The 18,191-nt window shown below is 71.0% G+C and carries 15 protein-coding genes; 6 read left to right on the forward strand and 9 right to left on the reverse strand.

Features of this window, described 5'->3' with window-relative positions; all coding sequences use genetic code 11:
* Positions 1-63 precede the first annotated feature (63 nt).
* Together ACIRS4_RS08230 and ACIRS4_RS08235 are read right to left on the reverse strand one after the other, a co-directional pair.
* Positions 64-1,041 (reverse strand): ABC transporter ATP-binding protein, encoded by a 978-nt coding sequence (locus ACIRS4_RS08230; protein ID WP_404191751.1) that lies wholly within the window; start codon positions 1,039-1,041, stop codon positions 64-66.
* A gap of 155 nt (positions 1,042-1,196) precedes the next feature.
* Positions 1,197-2,417 (reverse strand): NYN domain-containing protein, encoded by a 1,221-nt coding sequence (locus tag ACIRS4_RS08235; RefSeq protein ID WP_404191754.1) that lies wholly within the window; start codon positions 2,415-2,417, stop codon positions 1,197-1,199.
* 221 nt (positions 2,418-2,638) lie between these two features.
* Between ACIRS4_RS08235 and ACIRS4_RS08240 the strand changes: the two genes are divergently transcribed.
* A complete protein-coding gene (locus tag ACIRS4_RS08240) occupies positions 2,639-2,803 on the forward strand; it encodes a hypothetical protein (protein WP_165430298.1) in 165 nt (54 codons plus the stop codon).
* A gap of 72 nt (positions 2,804-2,875) precedes the next feature.
* Here the strand turns inward: ACIRS4_RS08240 and dnaE are convergent, their stop codons facing one another.
* Positions 2,876-6,415, reverse strand: a complete 3,540-nt coding sequence (gene dnaE, locus ACIRS4_RS08245; protein ID WP_404191757.1) for a DNA polymerase III subunit alpha — start codon at positions 6,413-6,415, stop codon at positions 2,876-2,878.
* Positions 6,416-6,784: 369 nt separating this feature from the next.
* Here dnaE and ACIRS4_RS08250 point away from each other — a divergent pair, with 369 nt between their 5' ends.
* From ACIRS4_RS08250 to ACIRS4_RS08265, 4 genes are all read left to right on the forward strand, one after another.
* Positions 6,785-8,134, forward strand: a complete 1,350-nt coding sequence (locus ACIRS4_RS08250; protein WP_404191760.1) for a DUF2252 domain-containing protein — start codon at positions 6,785-6,787, stop codon at positions 8,132-8,134.
* A 92-nt stretch (positions 8,135-8,226) separates the two neighbouring features.
* A complete protein-coding gene (locus ACIRS4_RS08255) occupies positions 8,227-8,919 on the forward strand; it encodes a hypothetical protein (protein WP_404191763.1) in 693 nt (230 codons plus the stop codon).
* Positions 8,920-8,988: 69 nt separating this feature from the next.
* Entirely contained in the window at positions 8,989-9,801 is an 813-nt protein-coding gene (locus ACIRS4_RS08260) for a thioredoxin domain-containing protein (RefSeq protein WP_404191766.1), read from the forward strand.
* 75 nt (positions 9,802-9,876) lie between these two features.
* A complete protein-coding gene (locus tag ACIRS4_RS08265; protein ID WP_404191769.1) occupies positions 9,877-11,559 on the forward strand; it encodes an alkaline phosphatase D family protein in 1,683 nt (560 codons plus the stop codon).
* A gap of 16 nt (positions 11,560-11,575) precedes the next feature.
* Here ACIRS4_RS08265 and ACIRS4_RS08270 read toward each other — a convergent pair whose 3' ends face one another.
* Positions 11,576-12,145 carry a dienelactone hydrolase family protein gene (locus ACIRS4_RS08270; protein ID WP_404191772.1) on the reverse strand — a complete coding sequence of 190 codons (570 nt, stop codon included), beginning with the start codon at positions 12,143-12,145 and terminating at the stop codon, positions 11,576-11,578.
* 122 nt (positions 12,146-12,267) lie between these two features.
* Here ACIRS4_RS08270 and ACIRS4_RS08275 point away from each other — a divergent pair, with 122 nt between their 5' ends.
* Entirely contained in the window at positions 12,268-13,404 is a 1,137-nt protein-coding gene (locus ACIRS4_RS08275; protein ID WP_404191775.1) for a mechanosensitive ion channel family protein, read from the forward strand.
* Positions 13,405-13,426: 22 nt separating this feature from the next.
* On the opposite strand, the gene ACIRS4_RS08280 is transcribed toward ACIRS4_RS08275, so the two are convergent.
* From ACIRS4_RS08280 to lspA, 5 genes are all read right to left on the reverse strand, one after another.
* A complete protein-coding gene (locus tag ACIRS4_RS08280; protein ID WP_404191778.1) occupies positions 13,427-14,167 on the reverse strand; it encodes an SDR family NAD(P)-dependent oxidoreductase in 741 nt (246 codons plus the stop codon).
* Positions 14,168-14,263: 96 nt separating this feature from the next.
* Positions 14,264-15,850: a Na+/H+ antiporter gene (locus ACIRS4_RS08285; protein ID WP_404191780.1), complete on the reverse strand. Its 1,587-nt coding sequence runs from the start codon at positions 15,848-15,850 to the stop codon at positions 14,264-14,266.
* 114 nt (positions 15,851-15,964) lie between these two features.
* Entirely contained in the window at positions 15,965-16,441 is a 477-nt protein-coding gene (locus ACIRS4_RS08290) for a GNAT family N-acetyltransferase (protein ID WP_404191783.1), read from the reverse strand.
* Positions 16,438-17,382 carry an RluA family pseudouridine synthase gene (locus ACIRS4_RS08295; protein ID WP_404191786.1) on the reverse strand — a complete coding sequence of 315 codons (945 nt, stop codon included), beginning with the start codon at positions 17,380-17,382 and terminating at the stop codon, positions 16,438-16,440. The genes ACIRS4_RS08290 and ACIRS4_RS08295 overlap by 4 nt, the downstream gene beginning before the upstream one ends.
* 98 nt (positions 17,383-17,480) lie before the next feature.
* The gene (gene lspA / locus ACIRS4_RS08300; protein ID WP_404191790.1) at positions 17,481-18,128 is read right to left on the reverse strand and encodes a signal peptidase II; all 648 of its coding nucleotides are present in this window, start codon (positions 18,126-18,128) and stop codon (positions 17,481-17,483) included.
* Positions 18,129-18,191 lie beyond the last annotated feature (63 nt).

Consider the following 18,191-nt stretch of genomic DNA (forward strand, 5'->3'; position numbering starts at 1 on the left):
CGGATGCCGTGGCTGTCGTGCTCAACCCGGTCGCCGTGGCGCCGGTGCCCGCGGCCTGTGTGCTCACACCCTCACCAGCCCTTGGCGGGCGGCGCCGCCGAGCGCCAGGTAGACGTCCTCCAGGCTCGGCGTGGCGAGGGTGAAGTCGTCCAGGGCGGCGAAGGCGGCCCCACCGGTGACGGTGGCGACGATCGCGCGGGCCTCCTCCGGGGCCAGCCGCAGCGTCCAGCGGCGCCCGGCCTCCAGCGCCCGCTCGCGCAGCGCGGCGACCTCGGGCACGTCCAGTGGGGGCCGCTCCCGCCACACCAGTTCCACCCGCACCTCGCCGGCGACGCGTTCCTTCAGCCCGGACGGCGTGTCACAGGCGATGACGCGACCCCGGTCGAGGACGGCGACCCGGTCGAGGACGGTCTCGGCCTCGATGACGTTGTGGGTGACGAGCAGGACGGTGGTCCCGCGCTCGGCGCGTCGGCGGTCCACGGCGGACCACACGGCGCGCCGGGCGACGGGGTCCATGCCGGTGGTCGGCTCGTCCAGCACCAGCAGGGGCCGCTCCCCCACCAGGGCGGTCGCGAAGCAGGCCAGCCGGCGCTGACCGCCGGAGAGTTTGCGCAGCGGCCGGCCGGCGAGCGGGGTGAGCCCCAGTTCGTCGAGGACGTCGTCCCGCTCCCGGCGGGCCTGCCCGACGTCGAGGCCGCGCAGGCGTCCGGTGGTCTCGGCGGCGAGGGAGACGGTGAGTTCGTCGAGCGCGGTGGACTCCTGGCCCAGGTAGGCGAGGAGCCGGGCGGCCCGCTCGGGGTGGCGCACGATGTCGTGGCCGAGGATCTCCACGCTGCCCGTGTCGGGGCGCATCAGCCCGGTGACCTGGCGGACGAGGGTGGACTTGCCGGCTCCGTTCGGCCCGAGCAGCCCGAAGATCTCGCCGCGCCGGACCTCCAGCCGTACGTCGTCGGTGGCGCGGACCTCCGGTGTGGCGGGGGATGATCCGCGCCGCCCGCGCACCGCCGGATAGGTCTTGGTCAGGTCGCGCACGGCACACACGACCTCATGCCGGTGCCGAGGTGCCGATGCCGCGCGCGTACTCACAAGGGACGAGACTACGGGGTCGGCACCCCCCGCTCCCCCTCGGGGGCGTCCCAGCCGCCCCCTCCGGCCACTCCACGGCGTCCACGCCCCGCGAGTTCGCGGTGCGCCGCTCAGTCGGCGGCCGGGCTTCGTTCCGCTGCCGTGCGGATGTCGACCTCTCGCCAGAAGCCCGCCCGGATGGCGTAGCGGTCGTGTTCGTCGATCTGGTCGTCCTTGTGGGCGAGCAGGCCGAAGCGCGCCGCGTAGCGCAGGAGTTCGCCGTCGACGCGGTGGGGGATGCGCGGGTACATGCCGGACAGCTTCTGCAGATGGCTCTGGTCGCCGAGGCGGTCCGTCCAGCGCCGGGCGAAGACCTGCCCGACCTCGAAGGGGTCGCCGCCGACGGTGGTGATGTCCTCCTCGCGGTCGGCCCACCGCTGCTCGGCCGTGGTGAGCTGGGCGAGCGTCGGCATGGAGGAGGCTTCGGCCGGTTCGGCGGCGACACCGGGCCGGTCCACCCAGCCCTTGTCGGAGGACCAGCGCAGGGTCGCCGTCGTGGGGTGCTGGACGGCCTGGGCGCCGGGGGTGCGCAGCGCGGCGAGGTCCTTGGGGGTGGGGACGCCCTTCGGCGTGGGGAGGCGTTCCTGTGCGCCGTTCTCGGAGGCGGGGGGCGCGGGCACGCGCTCGCCCTCCTCGGCGGGCCGTTCGCCGGCGGGGGCGAGGCCGGAGTCGGGCAGCGGCGCGGAGAGGATCGCGGCGATCTCGGGCCGGGGCGCGGGCGGAGGCGCGCAGACCCCGCCGTGGTCCTTGGCGCGCACCGCCTTGGTGATCCACGTACGATCCAGGACGCGCCGTTCGTCGGCCTCGGCGACCAGGTCCTCGGACTGGTTGTAGTCGCCGTCGGCGGCCTGGACGGCCCACAGGTGGACGGCGACTCCGTGCTCCTTGGCTGCCATCATGCCCGGCAGCAGATCGCCGTCGCCGGTGACCAGGACGACGTCGGAGCAGGCGCGGTTGCGGGCCAGTTCGGTCAGCTCGGCGTGCATGGCGGCGTCGACGCCCTTCTGCGCCCAGCGGCCGTCGCTGCGGGTCAGGGCGCCCAGGCGGACGGTGACCCGGGGCATCACGCGCAGCCGGCGGTGCTCGGGCTGGGGGACGCGGTCGGGGGCGCCGTCGAACCAGTAGATGCGCAGCAGGGGGCGTTCCGTGTCGGACTCGGCCTGTTCGCGCAGTCCCTGGACGAGCGCGGAGTGGTCGACGGTGATCCGGGACCGCGAGGGCTCCCCGGCGAGGAGACTCGCGGCGGCCCCCAGCAGATACCCGGCGTCCACCAGGACGATGCAGCGGTCCACACGACTCACCCTCTTTCCGGGAGGTTTGCTTCGGGCTTGCTTCGAGTCTGCCCGACGGCGCGAGGGTTAACGGCCCGAACTCGATCTTCGGCGTGGCGTTTCGGGGCGGGACGCTCCGACCAAGCCTGTCACAGACGGTAATTATCCGACATGCGGTGTAAGTCGGGCTATGTGAATCTGGTCGCGGCCCTGGCCCCAACCCTCGAAGGAGGCAGATCCCCATGGCCAAGAACAAGAACCGTGAGCGTAAGCAGCCCCAGTCCCAGCGCGGTCGGCAGGAGGCCCAGCAGCCTTCCCTGGAGACGCAGAGCGAACCGCACCTCGCGCAGCCGACACCCGGCGACTCGGCGCACAAGGGCCGGCAGAAGCGTTTCGGCCACAACTGACGTCTTCACACACCGAGGGGCGCATCCGTCGCAGGATGCGCCCCTCGGTGTGTCACCGCGACCGCGCCGCGGTCAGCCGGCCAGACAGGACGGGCCGAGCAGCACCTTCAGATCGCCGAAGAGCGCAGGGTCGGGCTTGACCCGGTGCCGGTCCAGGCGCAGCACCGTCGTCTTGGTGGGACCCTGGAGCTTGATGCGGACCTCGCTGTCGCCCTTGTGATGGCTGAGGATCTCGCCGAGGCGGCTGACCATCGGCGGGGTGACCTTCACGGCCGGGATGGTGAGCACCACGGGCGCGTTGGCGCCCGCGTTGGACAGGTCGGGGACCATCAGCTCCATCGCGACCAGCCGCGGCACGTCCTCCCGCTTGTCGAGGCGTCCCTTGACGAAGACCACGGCGTCCTCGACGAGTTGGGTCGACACGAGCTGGTAGGTCGCGGGGAAGAACATGCACTCGATGGAGCCCGCGAGGTCCTCGACGGTGGCGATCGCCCAGGCGTTGCCCTGCTTGGTCATCTTGCGCTGGAGGCCGGAGATGATGCCGCCGATGGTGACGACCGCGCCGTCGCCGAAGTCACCGCCGGTGAGCTGGGAGATGCCCGCGTCCGCCTTGTCGGACAGCACGTGCTCCAGGCCGAACAGCGGGTGGTCGGAGACGTACAGGCCGAGCATCTCGCGCTCCTGCGCGAGCAGGTACGTCTTGTCCCACTCGTCGTCGGTGAACTGCACGTCGAGACCGAAGCCGGGCTCGCTGCTCTGCTCCTCGCCCATGCCGCCGAAGAGGTCGAACTGTCCCTCGGCCTCCTTGCGCTTGACCGCGACCACGTTGTCGATCATCGGTTCGTACTGCGCGGTGAGGCCCTTGCGGGTGTGGCCCATCGTGTCGAAGGCCCCGGCCTTGATCAGCGACTCCGTGGTGCGCTTGTTGCACACGACCGCGTCGACCTTGTCGAGGTAGTCGGGGAAGGAGCTGTACTTCCCCTTCGCCTTGCGGCACTTGATGATCGACTCGACGACGTTGGTGCCGACGTTGCGCACGGCGGAGAGGCCGAAGAGAATCACGTCGTCGCCCTGGGCGGCGAAGTTGGACATGGACTCGTTGACGTTCGGCGGGAGCACCTTGATGCGCATGCGGCGGCACTCGTTGAGGTAGATCGCGGACTTGTCCTTGTCGTCCTTGACCGAGGTGAGCAGCGCCGCCATGTACTCGGCGGGGTAGTTCGCCTTGAGGTAGGCGGTCCAGTAGGACACCAGGCCGTACGCGGCGGAGTGCGCCTTGTTGAACGCGTAGCCGGCGAACGGGACCAGCACGTCCCACAGGGCCTGGATCGCCTCGTCGCTGTAGCCCTTGTCGCGGGCGCCCTTCTGGAACAGGACGAAGTTCTTCGCCAGTTCCTCGGGCTTCTTCTTGCCCATCACACGGCGCAGGATGTCGGCCTCGCCGAGCGAGTACCCGGCGATGATCTGGGCGGCCTTCTGCACCTGCTCCTGGTAGACGATCAGGCCGTAGGTGACGTCCAGGACCTCCCTGAGGGGCTCTTCGAGCTCCTTGTGGATGGGGGTGATCTCCTGGAGCTTGTTCTTGCGCAGCGCGTAGTTGGTGTGGGAGTCCATGCCCATCGGGCCCGGACGGTAGAGCGCGGAGACGGCGGAGATGTCCTCGAAGTTGTCGGGCTTCATCAGCCGCAGCAGCGAGCGCATGGGTCCGCCGTCGAACTGGAAGACGCCGAGGGTGTCGCCGCGCTGGAGCAGTTCGAAGGTCTTGGGGTCGTCCAGCGGGAGGCTCAGCAGCTCCAGGTCGACGCCCTTGTTGGACTTCACCATCTTGACGGCGTCGTCCATGATCGTGAGGTTGCGCAGGCCGAGGAAGTCCATCTTCAGCAGGCCGAGCGACTCACAGCTCGGGTAGTCCCACTGGGTGATGGTCACGCCGTCGGTGTGCCTCACCCACACGGGGACGTGCTCGGTGATGGTCTCGCTGGACATGATCACGCCGGCGGCGTGGACGCCCATCTGCCGGACCAGGCCCTCGACGCCCTTGGCGGTGTCGATGACCTTCTTCACGTCCGGCTCGTTCTCGTACATCCCGCGGATCTCGCCCGCCTCGCTGTAGCGCGGGTGCGAGGGGTCGGTGATGCCGTTGAGGTCGATGCCCTTGCCGAGGACGTCCGCGGGCATCGCCTTGGTGAGGCGGTCGCCCATCGCGTACGGGTAGCCCAGCACGCGCGCGGAGTCCTTGATCGCGTTCTTGGCCTTGATCTTGCCGTAGGTGCCGATCATGGCGACCTTGTCGGCGCCGTACTTCTCGGTCACGTACCGGATCACCTCGACGCGCCGGCGCTCGTCGAAGTCGATGTCGACATCGGGCATGGAGACGCGCTCGGGGTTGAGGAACCGCTCGAAGATCAGGCCGTGCGGGATCGGGTCGAGGTCGGTGATGCCCATGGCGTAGGCCACGATCGAACCGGCGGCGGAACCTCGGCCGGGGCCGACCGCGATGCCGTTGTTCTTGGCCCACATGATGAAGTCCGCGACGACGAGGAAGTACCCCGGGAACCCCATCTGGATGATGACGTCCATCTCGTACTCGACCTGCTTCTGGCGGTCCTCGGGGATGCCGTCCGGGAAGCGGCGCTCCATGCCGCGGCGGACCTCCTCCTTGAACCAGGTGACCTCGGTGTAGCCCTCGGGGATGTCGAACTTGGGCATGAGGTTCTTGGCCTCGAACATCCCGGTGGTGTCGATCTGCTCGGCCACCAGGAGCGTGTTGCGGCAGCCCTCCTGCCAGGCGTCCGAGGAGTCGATGGCGTACATCTCGTCCGTGGACTTCAGGTAGTAGCCGGTGCCGTCGAACCGGAAGCGGTCGGGGTCGGAGAGGTTCTTGCCGGTCTGGATGCACAGCAGCGCGTCGTGGGCGGTCGCCTCGTGCGCGTACGTGTAGTGCGAGTCGTTGGTGACCAGCGGGGGGATGCCGAGCTTCTTGCCGATCTCCAGCAGGCCGTCGCGGACCCGGTGCTCGATCTCGATGCCGTGGTCCATCAGCTCCAGGAAGTAGCGGTCCTTGCCGAAGATGTCCTGGTACTCGGCGGCCGACTTCAGCGCCTCGTCGAACTGGCCGAGGCGCAGCCGGGTCTGGAGCTCTCCCGAGGGGCAGCCGGTGGAGGCGATGAGGCCCTCCGACCACTGGGAGATGGTCTCCTTGTCCATGCGGGGCCACTTCTGCAGCCAGCCCTCGGCGTAGGCGTCCGAGGAGAGCCGGAAGAGGTTGTGCAGTCCCGTCTCGTTGGCCGCCCAGATTGTTTTGTGCGTATATCCGCCCGAACCTGACACGTCGTCGCGCTTCTGATGCGGCTGGCCCCACTGGATCTTGCGCTTGTTGCGGCGCGACTCGGGCGCGACGTACGCCTCGATGCCGATGATCGGGGTGACCCCGGCCTTCTTCGCGGAGTGGAAGAAGTCGTACGCCCCGTGCAGGTTGCCGTGGTCGGACATCGCGATGTGGGTCATGCCCATCTCGTTGCACGCGTCGAACATGTCCTTGAGCCGCGCGGCACCGTCCAGCAGCGAGTACTGGGTGTGGACGTGCAGGTGCGTGAACGGCGGCTTTGACACGGCTCGGCCTCCAGGCGGGAAACTCGACGACAGGCTGCGGGCAGCCCGGGGGGTCCTTGCGCTATGAGCGTCCGCTCAGGGCGCGTGATCCGGTGCCGTGCATCGCAAGGCGCCGGAGCCTCCTGGCAGCGGAGCTACCAGGAGGCTTCGGCAACGCGGCGAGGTGCGGTGCCAGGGCGCGCGACCCGGACGGGCATAGCGCAAGGACCCCCAAGGGGGACAGCGTCGAAGTCTATGCCTCGGCGGTGACACTCCGGCGGCTCCCCCGCGTACCTTCTCAGCGGGTCGCGGGCACTTCCGCGCGCGGCCGCACGTTGCACGACGACAGAGACGCTGTCGTCCATGTCATGCACCAGGAGGCACCCCGCGATGTCGGTTCCGCAGCTCAACGACGAGCCTCGCGGCGAGGAGATCCTCGCCGTCTTCGACACCGCCTTCGGCGCGCTCCTGGCCGCCGACCCGGCCGCGTTCCGCGTGAAGTTCCGCAAGATGGCCGCGTCGGCCTTCGCCTTCTACCGGGGCACGGCGTGCCTCTTCTACCACGACCTGGACCGGGAGAACCCCGGGCGCGGCGACGGCCGGGAGTTCAGCGGTCCGTACCTGGACGAGCGCACCTCGCGCGTGTGGATCCACGGCGATCTGCACGCGGAGAACTTCGGCACCTACATGGACTCCCAGGGCCGTCTGATCTTCAACGTCAACGACTTCGACGAGGCGTACGTCGGCCCGTTCACCTGGGACCTGAAGCGGTTCTCCGCCTCCATCGCGCTCGTCGGCTACGCGAAGGCGCTGTCGGACGAGCAGATCACCGAGCTGGTGGAGGTGTACGCGGGCGCGTACCGCGAGCGCGTGCACGCGCTGGCCGGCGGCGCCAAGCGTGACGAGGTGCCGCCGTTCACGCTGGACACGGCCGACGGCCCGCTGCTCGGCGCGCTGCGGGTGGCCCGCTCCCTGACCCGCTTCGGGCTGCTGGACTCGATGACCGAGATCCGTGACTTCGAGCGCCGCTTCGCGCCGGGCGGCGGCGCCATCGAGCTGGACGCGGCCACGCGCTACAAGGTGCTGGCGGCCTTCGACGGCTATCTGGAGACGCTGCCGGAGACGTCCTTGGCGCGCCCGGACTCCTACCGGGTCAAGGACGTCGTGGGCCGCCGGGGCATCGGCATCGGCTCGGCGGGCCTGCCGTCGTACAACATCCTGCTGGAGGGTCACAGCGACGCCCTGGAGAACGACGTCGTGATCTACATCAAGCAGGCCCAGACCCCGGCGGTCTCCCGCCATGTCACCGATCCGGCGATCCGCGACTACTTCCAGCACGAGGGCCACCGCACGGTGATCTCCCAGCGCGCCCTGCAGGCGCACGCGGACCCGTGGCTGGGCTGGACCGAGCTGGACGGGGCGGGCCAGCTGGTCGCCGAGGTCTCGCCGTACGCGGTGGACCTCGACTGGGGCGACATCGACGACCCGGAGGAGATCGCGGCCGTCGTCGCCGACCTGGGCCGGGCCACGGCCACGATGCACGCGGCGGCGGACGACACCTCCGGCGAGTCGCTGGTGCCGTTCTCCACCGAGCGGGCGATCGACGCGGCCATCGCGGCCGACGAGGACGGCTTCGCGCCGCTCCTGGTCGACTTCGCGCACTCCTACGGCGCACGCGCGCGTGCGGACCACCAGATCTTCGTCGACCTGTTCCGCAACGGCCGGATCCCGGGGCTGTGACGGAAGTCCTCGCCCCGTCCATAACGAATAGGGCTCCGACGGGGACCCTTTAGCGGTCCCTTACCGCACCGCGTGACACACTTTCCAGCGCCATGGACATATCCGGGACCCGACTCAGAGCCGTACGCGCGGCGCTGTTCACGGCCTTCGTCGTGACGCTCAGCACCGCGTCGCACGTCCTGCTGTCCCGGGCCCCGCTGCCGCTCAACACGGTGGCCGCCGTCGCGGCCGCCGTGTTCGCCCTGGCCTACGCCCTCGCCGGCCGCGAGTGCGGCTTCGGGCGGATCGCCGCGCTGCTGATCCCGCTGGAGCTGGCGGCCGACACGGTCTTCACCACCGGCCAGCACGTCTGCTACGGCCGGGCGGGCGGCCCCGTCGCCGGCCCGCTGGCCTCCGTCGGCTGGGACGTGCTGTGCGGCGACGGCACCCGCGTCGGCGCGCCGCTGGCCGAGGTCGCCGGCGCCGACCCCGCCAGGCTGGGCGGGGTGCTCGCGCACGCCGACCCGGCCACCGCGTGGCTGCTCCTCGGCGCCCATGTCGTCGTCGGGTCCGTCGCGGCCGCCTATCTGCGCCGGGGCGAGCGGGCGCTGGCCCAGTTGCTGCGGGCGGCCGCCGCGACGACGTTCCGGCCGCTGCTGCTGGCCGTCTCCGCCGTGACCGTACGACGTGCCCCGGCGGCCCGCCGCCTGCCGCGGCCCGCGCACCGTGCGGCCACCGCCCGCGAACGGATCCTCGTGCACTCCCTGGGACGCCGCGGCCCACCGCGCCGGGCCGCCCTCGTCTGAGCACGACCAAGTCCCCACACACGTATTCCGCGCACCCGTGTCGTGCGCGTCCCACAGGAGAACACCCATATGAGCAAGCGGAACACCCAGGCGGCGAAGACGGCGGCGCGGGAGCGGCTGCGCGTCGAACGCGAGCGCGAGGCCAAGCGGGCCAAGGTCAAGCGGCAGGTCATCGTGGCCCTGTCGGCCGTCGGCGTGCTGGCGTTGGCCGGCGGCATAGGTTACGCCGTCGTCCAGGCCAACAAGCCGGGCTACTGGGAAGAGGCCAAGGACGCCAAGCTGGTCAAGCCGGCCAACACCACCGGCGCGAACGGCACGACCGTCGTCATGGGCAAGAGCAGCGCCAAGAACACCCTCACCATGTACGAGGACCCGCGCTGCCCGGTCTGCGCCCAGTTCGAGCAGACCGTCGGCGCGACGGTCAAGGCCGACTACGACGCCGGCAAGTACAAGATCCAGTTCGTCGGCGCCACCTTCCTCGACAACGGCCTCGGCGGCGAGGGCTCCAAGAACGGGCTGAGCGCCCTGGGCGCCGCGCTGAACGTCAGCCCGGAAGCCTTCCTGGAGTACAAGACCGCGCTCTACTCGGCGAAGTACCACCCCGAGGAGAGCGACGACAAGTTCAAGGACGACAGCTACCTGATCAAGGTCGCGGACACCGTTCCCGCCCTGAAGGGCAACAAGAAGTTCCAGGACGCCGTGAAGAACGGCACCTTCGACAAGTGGGCCCTGGAGATGTCCAAGACGTTCGACGACAGCGGGGTGAAGGGCACGCCGACGCTGAAGTTGGACGGCAAGACGATGACCGGCCCGGGCGGCCAGAACGCGCCGATGACGGTCGAGGACTTCAACACGGCGCTCACCAAGGCCCTCAAGGGCTGACGCGCAACCCAAGAGCGGGCGAACTTTCGGCAGTTCGCCCGCTCTTTGGCGTACTGGTCAGTAATCTGATCGCCTGTGACCAGTCGATACAGATCAACTGAGAGCTCCTCCGCGCCCGTTGAAGGCGCCGCCTCCCTCGCCCCGCGCCGCCGTACGGTCGTCAAGGCCGCGGCCGCCACCGCCGTGCTGGCCGGGCCGCTCGCCGCCGCGCTGCCCGCCCGGGCCGCCGCACAGACCCCGGCCTTCCTGCACGGCGTCGCCTCCGGGGACCCGCTGCCCGACGGGATCCTGCTGTGGACCAGGGTGACGCCCACCGCCGAGGCCATACCCGGCTCCGGGCTCGGCCCGGACACCGAGGTCGAATGGATCGTCGCCGAGGACAGGGCGCTCACGCGCGTCGTGGCCAAGGGCTCCGTGACCGCGACCGCGGCCTCCGACCACACCGTCAAGGCCGACGTGCGCGGCCTCTCCCCGGCCACCGACTACTGGTTCCGCTTCTCGGCCGGCGGGACCGACTCGCCGGCGGCGCGCACCCGCACCGCGCCGGCGGCCCAGGCGTCGGTGGCGAACCTGCGCTTCGGCGTGGTCTCCTGCGCCAACTGGGAGGCCGGCTACTTCTCCTCCTACCGCCATCTCGCCGCCCGCGGCGACCTCGACGCCTGGCTGCACCTCGGCGACTACATCTACGAGTACGGCACCGGCGAGTACTGCGCGCGCGGCACCGTCGTACGGCCGCACGCGCCCACGCACGAGATCCTCACGCTGGCCGACTACCGCACCCGGCACGCCCGGTACAAGACGGACCCCGATCTCCAGGCCCTGCACGCCAAGGCGCCGGTCATCGCCATCTGGGACGACCACGAGATCGCCAACGACACCTGGTCGGGCGGCGCGGAGAACCACACCGAGGGCGCGGAGGGCAGCTGGGCGAGCCGTCAGGCGGCCGCCAAGCAGGCCTACTTCGAGTGGATGCCAGTCCGCCCCGCGCTCGCCGGCACCACCTACCGCCGGCTGCGCTTCGGCAAGCTCGCCGACCTCTCCCTGCTGGACCTGCGCTCCTTCCGCTCCCAGCAGGTCAAGTTCGGTGACGGTCACGTCGACGACCCGGAGCGCACGCTCACCGGCCGGGCCCAGCTCGACTGGCTCAAGGCGGGGCTGACGGCGTCCGACACCACCTGGCGGCTCGTCGGCAACTCCGTGATGATCTCGCCCCTGGCCCTCGGCGCGCTCCCGGCGTCCCTGCTCAGGCCGCTCGCCAAGCTGCTCGGCCTGCCCCAGGAGGGCCTCGCCCTCAACACCGACCAGTGGGACGGCTACACCGACGACCGCCGCGAAGTCCTCGCCCACCTGCGGTCCAACGCCATCCGCAACACCGTCTTCCTCACCGGCGACATCCACATGGCCTGGGCCAACGACGTGCCCGTGAACGCCGGGACCTATCCGCTGTCCGCCTCGGCCGCCACGGAGTTCGTGGTCACCTCGGTGACCTCCGACAACCTCGACGACATCGCCAAGGTCCCCGAGGGCACCGTCGCCGCGGTCGCCGCGCCGCTGGTCCAGGCCACCAACCGCCACGTCCACTGGGTGGACACCGACCGGCACGGCTACGGCGTGCTCGACATCACGGCCGAGCGCGCGCAGATGGACTACTACGTCCTGTCCGACCGCACACGGGCCGACGCGACCTCCGCGTGGTCCCGCTCGTACCGCACGCGCAGCGGTACGCAGAAGGTCGAGCGGACGTACGACCCCGTGTGACGGCCGGTCACGGCCGCTACAGCGTGTCGAGGAAGCCGAGCGCCACCCGCCAGGTGGCCTCGGCGGCCTCGGCGTCGTAGTCGGGGAGACCGGGGTCGGTGTAGAGGTGGCCGGCCCCCGCGTACCGGTAGACCTCCACGTCGGCCCCCGCGCGGCCCATCTGCAGGTACCAGGCGCTCAGCCAGTCGTCCGGCTCGAACGGGTCCGGCTCCGCCACGTGCAGCTGCACCGGCAGCTCGTCCACCGAGGCGTTGGGCGCGAGGTCGGAGGTGCCGTGCAGGAGCAGCAGGCCGCGCGCCTTGGCGTCGCCGAGGGCGAGGGTCTGCGCCACGGACGCGCCGAGCGAGAACCCGGCGTAGACCAGGCCCCGGTCGGAGTAGGGCGCGGCGGCCAGGACCGCTCTCCTCAGCAGCTCGTCCTTGCCGATGCCCTCGTTGTGGGCCATGCCCTCCTCGACCGTGTCGAACGTATGCCCGTCGAACAGGTCCGGGGCCCACACTTCGTGCCCGGCGGCACGCAGCCGGTCCGCCGCCGCACGCACCGCGGGGCGCAGTCCATAGGTCGAATGGAAGAGCATGATGTTCATGAGGCCATCGTGCCAGTAGCCACTGACAACGCCTCCTGAGCCGCCCCTCGCAGCACGGCACGTGGGACTCTTCACAAAAGGCACATGTTCAAGGTCCGGCCGAGCCGGTTACGCGCCAAGGCATGGAGAACCTGCTCCGCCCCGTGATCGTGGTCGGGGGTTCGGTCCTGCTGACGTTGTTCATCGGCTGGGCCACCGACCGACTGTTGTCCAAAGCCGACCAACGGCACCCCGAGACCCCCTTGTGGGGTCTGCTGCGCCGTGGCCGGATCCCGTACCAGCTCGTGCTGTGCGCGGCGTTGTTGAGAGGATCGTACGACGAGGCACGTCTGCTCCAGGAGCACCAGGCCGCGGTCGGCCGGACGCTGACGCTGACGCTGATCGGCGCGGCCGCCTGGCTGGTGATCAGGATCGCCGGCGCCGTCGTCGAGACCTCGTACAGCCGCTACGCGCGCATGCACCGCGACGCGGCCCGGGTGCGGCGGGTGCGCACCCAGGTGTCGCTGATCATGCGGGTGGTCTCCGCCGTCGTCGGCGTGGTGGCCGCGGCGGCGATGCTGCTGACGTTCCCGGCGTTCCGCGCCGCGGGCGCCTCGCTGCTGGCCTCGGCCGGAATCCTCGGCATCGTCGCCGGTGTCGCCGCGCAGTCCACGCTCAGCAACCTGTTCGCCGGGCTGCAGATCGCCTTCGGCGACATGGTGCGCATCGGCGACACGGTGGTCGTGGACGGCGAGTGGGGCACGGTCGAGGAGATCACCCTGACCTTCCTGACCGTGCGGACCTGGGACGAGCGCCGGATCACCATGCCGGTCTCGTACTTCACGTCCAACCCGTTCGAGAACTGGTCGCGCGGCACACCGCAGATGACGGGCATCGTCTACTGGCACGTCGACCACTCGGCCCCGCTCGACGCGATGCGCGAGAAGCTGCGGGACATCCTGCGGGAGTCCCCGGCCTGGGACGGCCGCGCCTACGGCCTGGACGTCACGGACACCACCCCGAGCACCATGCAGGTCAGGGCTCTGGTAACGGCGAAGGACTCGGACGACATTTGGACGATCCGGGTCACCGTCCGCGAGCGGATGATCCGCTGGCTGACCGAGGAGCACCCCTACGCGCTGCCCCGCGTCAGCACCGCGGACGCCCCGCTGCCGCCCGGCTCCCCGCAGGGCGAGGCGTCACACGACGGTGCGACGGGCCTCGACAAGACGCCCCCGCGTCAGCGGCGCGCCCATGAACCGTCGGGGGCGGATCGCTGAACCGAGGGCTCCTCGTGGGTCCTCAATGTCCGCGCTCCGCGCCGCCGTTGACCTGCACGATCTGCGAAGTGACGTGTCCGGCGCCCGGGGAGGCCAGCCAGCGCAGTGTGGCGGCCACGTCCCCGGGCGTCGCGGCGCGTCCGTTCAGCGTCTGCGCCACGAGCCGCTCCCGCCGCTCCTCGTCGATGGCCCCGCCGAAGAACTCGGTGTCCTCGACGTATCCGGGCGCGACGACGTTCACGGTGACGCCCTCCGGTCCGAGCCGACGGGCCAGATCGTGCGCGTACGGATGCAGCGCGGCCTTGGCGCCGCCGTACGCTCCGCTTCCGGAGCCCCGGTAGGCGGCGATCGAGCTGACGAACAGCACCCGCCCGCCCGGCCGGGCCAGCCGGTCCTTCAGCGCCTCCGTGAGCAGGGCCGCGGTGAGGGTGTTGAGCCGGAAGTTGACGGTCCAGTCGTACGCGACCCGGTCGAGGGGATCGTCGCTGTCGGGCTGCGGCTCCAGTTGCCCGGTCCCGCCGGCCCCGTGGACGAGCACGTCCACCGTGCCGAGGGTCTCCTCGACGAACAGCGCCACCTGCCGCACCTCGTCGGGCTCCGCGAGGTCCGCGGCGTAGGTGAGCGCTCCGTCCACCCCCGCCTTCTCCAGCACCTCGCGGCGCCGCCCGAGCAGCAGCACCCGATCCCCGTCCGCCGCGAAGCTCCGCGCCGCGGCGAGCCCGATGCCCGTACCTCCGCCACTGATCACTACGTTGCGTGCCATGTCCCCGACCCTAAGGTCGCCCCCGCCCCCCTCAGGGCCGGTTCACAACCCCGCCACGAAGAACGAACCCGCCGGTCACCTCACGCGGGCGGGAGTTCACTTCAGACTGCGCACGTCGAGGTGCCGGAGCACGCGGTCCACGATCTCGGGGTCCGCCCCCGGCTCGCTGCGCGCGGCGACCACCTCGTGCCGGGCCGCGCTGAGCATCTCCCCCTGGATCCGGCGCACCCGCTTCAGCCGCCGCACCCGGTGCTCGTGCCCCTCGCGCCGCTCGTCCTCCCCCATGTCCGGACTGATCCGCAGTCCGATGTCGAAGGCCCTGCGCACCATCTGCTCCGACAGCTCCTCCGGCAGTTCCTCCTCCGCCTCGATCTCCCGCAGCCGGCGCTTCGCCGCCTTCGCCGCGCGCACCGCGAGCTGCTTCTCGAACTCCTTCTCCCGGCCCGTGTCGGCCTGCACCCCCAGCCGCCGCACCAGCCACGGCAGCGTCAGCCCCTGGAGCACCAGCGTCCCCATGATCACCCCGAAGGCGATGAACACGATCTCGTCCCGTTTGGGAAAGCCCGCCCCCAGGTCGGTCTCCAGCGGGATGGCGAGCGCCAGCGCCACCGAGGCCACACCCCGCATACCGGCCCACCACATGACCACGGTCTCCCGCCAGGTCATCGGGATGTCCTCGTCGTGGTCCCGCTTGGCGTGCATCCGCTGGGTGAGCCAGGTGGCCGGCAGCAGCCACATCAGCCGGACCAGCACGACGACGACCAGCACGGCCGCCGCCCACCCCAGCATCTCCCCCCACCGCCCGGACGCCGTGCGGATCGCGTTGTGCAGCTCCAGCCCGATCAGCCCGAACGCGACACCGGTGACCAGGGTGTCGACGATGTCCCAGAAGGTGTGGCCGGCCAGCCGGGTCATCACGTCGTCGGGATCGGTGGCGTACTCCGCGAGGAACAGCGCGGTGGTGAGCACCGCGAGCACCCCGGAGCCGTGGAACTCCTCCGCCATCACATAGGAGGCGTAGGGCACGAGGAGCGTCATCCCGATCTGCAGGGTGGCGTCCCCGAGCAGGTCCATCAGCTTGTTCGCGCCCCACCCGAGCGCGACGCCCACGGCCACCGCCACCACGGCGGACAGCACCAGGTCCAGCCCCGCCTGCCACGGTGAGAAGGTTCCGCTGACGACGGCCGCGATCGCCACGTGGTACAGCACGATGGCCGTGACGTCGTTGAAGAGCCCCTCGCCCTCCAGGATGGACACCAGCCGGCGCGGCAGCCCCAGCTGTCCGGCCACCGCGGTGGCGGCGACCGGGTCCGGCGGCGCGACCAGCGCCCCGAGCGCGAAGGCGGCGGCGAGCGGCAGCCCCGGCACGATCGCGTGGGCCACGGTGGCCACGCACGCCATCGTGACGAACACCAGCGCGACGGCGAGCAGGAAGATCGGCCGTTTGTTGGCCGTGAACTGCCGCCAGGAGGTCCGCCGCACCGCCGCGTAGAGCAGGGGCGGCAACAGCAGCGGCAGGATCAGACCGGGCGGGACGTTCACGTTGGGCACGAAGTCGAGGACCGCCAGGACGATCCCCAGCAACGTCATCAGGACCGGCGCGGGCAGCCCCCACCGGTCTCCCAGCGGGACGCTCACCACGGCCCCGAGCAGAAGGACGAACAGCAGGGCCAGCTGATCCACGGTCAGTGCTCCGGCGGTCTAGAAGATCACGAACAACCAGGGCTCCAGCCTGTCACGCTCGCCCCGCTTGTCACCGCCTTGCCCGTTTCGACGCCGCGACACCCGTGAGCGCCGTTACAGCACGCGTCGCATCGCCCGGTGCGGCATCCCCGCGTCCGGGAACTCCGGCCCGTACGCCCGGTATCCCAGCCGTTCGTAGAACCCCAGCGCGTGCGTCTGCGCGTGCAGGTCCACCGCGGTCAGTCCGCGCGCGCGAGCCGCCTCCTCGATGCCCCGCACCAGCGCGGCCCCGACGCCGAGCCCGCGTGCCTCCCGGGAGACGGCGAGCCGCCCCAGCGAGCCCACCGACGGGCCGCCGTCGGCGGTCTTCGCCGCGGCCGCCGCTCCGTACAGCAGCCGCCCGGTCCCCAGCGGCACGCCGTCCTCGCGGACCGCCAGCACATGCACCGCGCCGGCGTCGTAGGCGTCGTACTCGATGTCCTCGGGGACGCCTTGCTCCCCGACGAAGACCTCCTTGCGGAGCGTGAAGCACGCCTCCCGGTCGGCGGGGTCCTCGGCGACGCGCACCGCGTACGCGGGCGTGCCGCTCATCCGTAGGTCTCCTCGCGGACCTGGTCGAGGGCCTGCTGAAGGTCGTCGGGGTAGCCGCAGGCGAACTCGGCCCATCGACCGTCGCCGGGGTGCTCGAAGCCCAGCCGCACCGCGTGCAGCCACTGCCGGGTCAGGCGCAGCCGCTTGGCGAGCGTCGGGTCGGCCCCGTACGTCAGGTCGCCCACGCACGGGTGGCGGTGGGCGGACATGTGGACGCGGATCTGGTGCGTGCGGCCCGTCTCCAGCTTCACGTCCAGCAGGGAGGCCGCGCGGAAGGCCTCGATGAGGTCGTAGTGGGTGACGGAGGGCTTGCCGTCGGCGGTGACCGCCCACTTGTAGTCGTGGTTGGGGTGCCGCCCGATGGGCGCGTCGATGGTGCCGCTGGTCGGGTCGGGGTGGCCCTGGACCAGCGTGTGGTACCGCTTGTCGACCGTGCGCTCCTTGAACTGGCGCTTCAGCGACGTGTACGCGTACTCCGACTTGGCGACCACCATCAGCCCGGACGTGCCCACGTCGAGGCGGTGCACGATGCCCTGGCGCTCGGCGGCGCCGGAGGTGGAGATGCGGTACCCGGCGGCGGCGAGCCCGCCGATGACGGTCGTCCCCGTCCAGCCCGGCGAAGGGTGCGCGGCCACGCCCACCGGCTTGACGATCACGACCACGTCGTCGTCGTCATGCACGATCTCCATGCCCTCGACCGGCTCGGCGACGACCTGCACCGGCGCGGGCGCCTGGGGCATCTCGACCTCCAGCCAGGCGCCGCCGTGCACCCGCTCGGACTTCCCGACCACCGCCCCGTCGACCGTGACCTTCCCCGCGGCGGCGAGCTCGGCCGCCTTGGTGCGGGAGAAGCCGAACATGCGGGAGATGGCGGCGTCGACGCGCTCGCCCTCCAGGCCGTCGGGCACGGGCAGGGTACGGATATCGGGAATCGTGCTCACCCGTCGAGTATGCCGGACGGGCGCGACCGCCCCGCACGGGCCTGTGGACGACCCCCCGCCTGTGGACGCCCCGGCGGCCGGGACGGCTCCCCGGCAGCTCAGTCCTTGTGGACGGTGCCGTCCGGGTCGAGGCCCTTGAACGACAGCAGCACGATCAGGATGCCGCCGCACACGATCGCCGAATCGGCGAGGTTGAAGACCGCGAAGTGCTTCGGGGCGATGAAGTCCACCACCGCGCCCTCGAAGACGCCCGGCGCGCGGAAGATCCGGTCGGTGAGGTTGCCGAGCGCACCGCCGAGCAGCATGCCGAGCGCGATCGCCCAGGGCAGGCTGTACAGCTTGCGGGCGAGCCGGGCGATCACCACGATGACGGCCGCCGCGATCACCGTGAAGATCACGGTGAAGGCCTCGCCGAAGCCGAAGGCGGCGCCCGCGTTGCGGATCGCCTCGAAGCGCAGCCAGTCCCCGATGATCTCGATCGGCTCGTGGTGCTCCAGCTTGGCGACGACGATCATCTTGCTGATCAGATCGAGGGCGTACGCGAACGCGGCGACCCCGAACAGCACGGCGATCCGGCGCCTGCCGCGGGGCCGCCCGGCGGAGCCCTCGCCCGCCCCCTCCGCGCCGGACGCCTCGCCCGGAGCCGGCGTGCCGGCGCTTCCGACGCTCGCGTCGGGCTGCTCCGGCTCGCCCCCCGCCGCTTCCGGGGTGTCCGGCGTACCGATGATGCGCTCCGCCTCTGCCACGTGAGTCCCTCAACCTAGGTACCTGACTGAGGACGAGGGTACGGCACGCCCCTGGGCAGGCAG

Source organism: Streptomyces sp. NPDC101166, from assembly GCF_044768125.1.
Lineage (GTDB): Bacteria > Actinomycetota > Actinomycetes > Streptomycetales > Streptomycetaceae > Streptomyces.